Origin of the sequence: Streptomyces sp. NPDC059900, from assembly GCF_050270335.1 — a bacterium.
GTDB lineage: Bacteria > Actinomycetota > Actinomycetes > Streptomycetales > Streptomycetaceae > Streptomyces.
On sequence record NZ_JBNNJZ010000105.1, the window covers coordinates 1 to 3993 of the forward strand.

6 protein-coding genes are annotated in these 3993 nt (G+C 73.3%); all 6 read left to right on the forward strand.

Features of this window, described 5'->3' with window-relative positions:
* Window positions 1-82 precede the first annotated feature (82 nt).
* Window positions 83-547: a holo-ACP synthase gene (acpS, locus tag ACQKIP_RS17045; RefSeq protein WP_365863166.1), complete on the forward strand. Its 465-nt coding sequence runs from the start codon at window positions 83-85 to the stop codon at window positions 545-547.
* A complete protein-coding gene (locus ACQKIP_RS17050) occupies window positions 544-1311 on the forward strand; it encodes an SDR family oxidoreductase (RefSeq protein WP_365863168.1) in 768 nt (255 codons plus the stop codon). The genes acpS and ACQKIP_RS17050 overlap by 4 nt, the downstream gene beginning before the upstream one ends.
* 45 nt (window positions 1312-1356) lie before the next feature.
* Complete coding sequence (locus tag ACQKIP_RS17055; protein WP_365863170.1) at window positions 1357-1821, forward strand: 3-hydroxylacyl-ACP dehydratase; 465 nt, start codon at window positions 1357-1359, stop codon at window positions 1819-1821.
* Complete coding sequence (locus ACQKIP_RS17060) at window positions 1818-3092, forward strand: beta-ketoacyl-[acyl-carrier-protein] synthase family protein (protein WP_365863172.1); 1275 nt, start codon at window positions 1818-1820, stop codon at window positions 3090-3092. Before ACQKIP_RS17055 ends, ACQKIP_RS17060 begins: the two co-directional genes overlap by 4 nt.
* Entirely contained in the window at window positions 3089-3520 is a 432-nt protein-coding gene (locus ACQKIP_RS17065; protein WP_365863173.1) for a 3-hydroxyacyl-ACP dehydratase FabZ family protein, read from the forward strand. Before ACQKIP_RS17060 ends, ACQKIP_RS17065 begins: the two co-directional genes overlap by 4 nt.
* Window positions 3517-3993 (forward strand): beta-ketoacyl synthase N-terminal-like domain-containing protein (locus ACQKIP_RS17070; protein ID WP_427743330.1); only part of this gene is annotated, 477 nt, incomplete at its 3' end. The genes ACQKIP_RS17065 and ACQKIP_RS17070, both read left to right, overlap by 4 nt.

Consider the following 3993-nt stretch of genomic DNA (forward strand, 5'->3'; position numbering starts at 1 on the left):
GAGCCGCTCACCGCGGACGGGGTGCTCGGCCTGTTCACCGTGCAGAACCTGCTGGACCTCCTGGCCTCGCGCACGGCAGCCAGTGCTGCCTGAGCCACCGGCGCTGCCCGGCATACGCGTGGGCGCCGACCTCGTCGAGGTCGCGCGCGTCGAGCGGCTCATCGCCGACAACCCCGGCCTCGCGGCGCGGGTGTTCACCGGGCGGGAGCGGGCGTACTGCGCGAGCCGCCCGCACCGCAGCGGCGAGCACCTGGCCGCCCGTTTCGCCGCGAAGGAAGCCGTGCTCAAGGCGCTCGGCACCGGGGCCGCGGGCGCCGACTGGACGGAGGTCGAGGTCGTCAACCAGGCGGGCGGACGCCCGGTGGTGCGGCTGCACGGCCGGGCGGCCGACCTCGCCGAGCGCCGGCACGTGCGGCAGACCGACATCTCCCTCTCGCACGGGGCCGGACTCGCCACCGCGTACGCCGTCCTCGTATGCGCGGAGCCGGACCAGCGAGAGCCGGACCGGCGCGACCAGCAGGACACAACCGGACGGGCGACGACATGAAGCTCCACAACCAGGCAGCTCTGGTGACCGGCGCGTCCCGCGGCATCGGCAGGGCGATCGCCCGTGCGCTCGCCGCCGAGGGCGCCGCGGTCGCGGTGAACTACCGGTCGAGCCGCGAGGACGCGCTGGGCGTCGTCAAGGAGATCGAGGAGGCCGGCGGGCGGGCCGTCGCACTGGAGGCGGACGTCTCCGACGCGACGGCCGCGCGGGACCTCGTGGCGGCCGCCAAGGAGGCACTCGGCGGCCTGCACGTCCTGGTCAACAACGCGGGCATCACGGACAACGGACTGATCTGGGACATGGCGCCCGACGGCTGGTGGGAGGTGATGCGGGTCAACTTCGGCGGCGCCTACCACTGCACCAACGCGGCGGCCGACGGCCTGATGGGGCAGCGCCGGGGCGCGATCGTGAACATCTCGTCCGTGATGGGCGAGCGCGGCTGGGCAGGGCAGTCCAACTACTCCGCCTCCAAGGGCGCGCTCAACGCTTTCACCCGCAGCACCGCGATCGAACTCGCCCGCTTCGGCGTACGGGTCAACGGCGTGCTCGGCGGCATCGTGCCCACCGACCTGGTCGGGGACGTGCTGGCCAAGGACGGCGGCCGCGGCATGAAGAAGCAGGTCCCCATGCGGACCTTCGCCGACCCGCGGCAGATCGCCTCGGTCGTCACGTTCCTCGCGGGCCCCGACGCCTCGTACGTCACGGGCGAGCTCGTGCAGGTCGACGGCGGGCTCACCTCCCAACTCGGCATCGGCCACCCCTGATCGAGCACCTCCGAGGAGACTCCGAGAAGAAAGGAACGGACACCCATGCGGTTCCACCTGATCGACCGCATCGACTCCTGGCAGCCCCACCTGCGCATCAGCGCGCGCAAGGTGACCTCCGTCCACGAGGGCCACTGGCAGCAGACTCCCGAGGGCCCGCGCCTCGCCTTCGGGCTGATGCTGGAGGCCCTGTGCCAGGCGGGCACCTGGCTGATCATGCTCAGCACCGAGCACCGCAAGCGCGCCGCGCTCCTGACCGTGCGCGAGGCCACCGCCTCGGGACCCGTACGGCCCGGCGACACCCTGCGGATCGAAGCCGTCGTGGTCTCGCGCAGCGAGGAGGCCGCCGTGATCGACGGGACGGTCACCTGCGAGGGCAGGACCGTCCTCGAAGCGAGCGGCATCATGTGTGCGCTGATCGACGCCGAGGAGCTGGACGACCCCGCCGGCACGGCGCGGATGGCGGCCCAGCTCCTGGGAACGGACGCGGGCACGAAGGCGGCGGCATGACGCGGCGCAGGGTCGTCGTCACCGGCTTCGGCGCGGTCACCCCGCTCGGCAACGACGCCGATGCCACCTGGCGGGGACTGCGCGAAGGCCGCTCGGGGATCGGGCCGCTGACGCTGTTCGACGCCACGGAGTTCCCGGTGCGCATCGCGGGACAGGTACGGGACTTCGACGCAAGCTCGGCGATCCCGGCCGCCCACAAACCCGGCCGGTTCACCCGCGCGGGGCAGTTCGGGATCGCCGCCGGCCTGGAGGCGCTGCGGCACGCCGGCGCGGGACCCGGCACGTACGAACCCGACGTGTGCGGTGTCTCGCTCGGCGCCAGCGTGGGCCGCCCCGAACTGCAACTGCTTCTCGACACCGGCCAGTTGCGCAAGGAGAGCGGCAACCCCGACGCGTTCCTCGCGCAGAGCCCGCAGCAGGTCCTCATGGACGACCAGAACCTGCCGCTGAGCGCTCTCGTGCAGGCGCTCGACGCGCGGGGACCCGCGATCGGCGTCAGCACGGCCTGCGCCGGGTCCGCGCACGCGCTGGGAGAAGCGTTCAGGTGCATCCAGGAGGGCGACGCGGAGCTGATGCTCGCGGGCGGTTACGACTCGCTCACCAGCTGGTGCGACATGCTCGGCTTCAGCCTCCTCGGCGCCATGACGGACCGGTACAACGACGACCCGGAGCACGCGTCGCGGCCCTTCGACGACGACCGCTCGGGGTTCGTCGTGGGCGAGGGCGGGGTCGTCTTCGTACTGGAGGAGCGCGAGGCCGCGCTGGCCCGCGGGGCCACCGTCCACGCGGAGCTGCTCGGCTACGGCAGCACCCTCAACGCCTGGCGGATCACCGACTCGCCGCCCGACGGCTCCGGCGCCGACCAGGCCATGGAGCGGGCCGTCGAGGAGGCCGGCCTGGGCACGCAGGGCATCGACTACGTCGTGGCGCACGGCACCGGGACACCGGGCAACGACCTCTCCGAGACCGTCGCCCTGAAGAGGGTGTTCGGCGACGACGCCGGACGGCTCGTGATCAGCTCCCCCAAATCCATGGCGGGACACCTGACCGCGGCCGGGGCGGGACTCAACGTACTGGCGGCCGTGGGGGCCATCCGCGAATCCGTCGTGCCGCCGACCCTCAACCTCGACACACCCGATCGCAGGCTCGACCTCGACTACGTGCCGCACGTGGCCCGGCAGACGCCGGTGCGTGCCGCCCTGGTGAACGCCTTCGCGTTCGGCGGGAGCAACACCAGCCTCGTCGTCGGAGCCCACCGGGAGGACACATGAACACCCCTGGCTCCACGGCACCGGCAACGGCAACGGCAACGGCACCGGCGCATCCGGCGTTCGACCGCCTCGTACGGCTGCGGCCCGGCGAGGAGGCGACGGCCGTACGCAACATCCCCAACACCCTCGACGTGTTCGCCACGCACTTCCCCCGGAAACCGGTCCTGCCCGGCGTGCTCCTCCTGGAGACCATGGCCGCGCTCGCCGCCGAGGTGTGCCAGGGACCGCCGCCCGGTGCCTGGCGGCTGAGCGGGGTGCGCGGTGCGGGCTTCCGCCACTTCATCGGCCCCGGCGACCAGGTAGAGATCCACGTCCGTGTCATCGGACACCGCGAGCGGTCCGTGGACTTCAGCGCATCGGCCCGCGTCGAGGACCGCACCGTCGCCACCGCCCGCACGCTCACCATGACCCCGGGAGACGAGACGTGAACGACAGCCGTACGCCCCGCGAAAGGCCCGCGCACACGGACACGGGGCCGCCGCGCCGCGTGGTGGTCAGCGGCATCGGCCTGGTCACCGCGCTCGGCGAAGGCACCGCGGCCACCTGGGAGGGGCTGCTCGCCGGGCGCACCGGCATCGGCCCGCTGCGCGGCTACGACCCGGCCGCCCTGCGCACCCGCATCGGCGCGCAGATCGACGGCTTCGACCCCGCCCGCTACCTCGGCCGCCGCTCCCTGCGCATGGTGTGCCGCGGCGACCAGCTGGGGGTGGCCGGAGCCGCGCTCGCACTCCAGGACGCCGGACTGACCGACGCGGCGGGACCGTCCTGCGGGGCCGAACTCGGCTACCGCACCGGCCTGTTCCTCGGCGGCAACAAGGACATGCCGCGCATGGACGGCCTGGTCGACGGCGTCGTACGCATCCGCCGCGAGGACGGCACCCCCGATCTGGGCGTGCTCGGC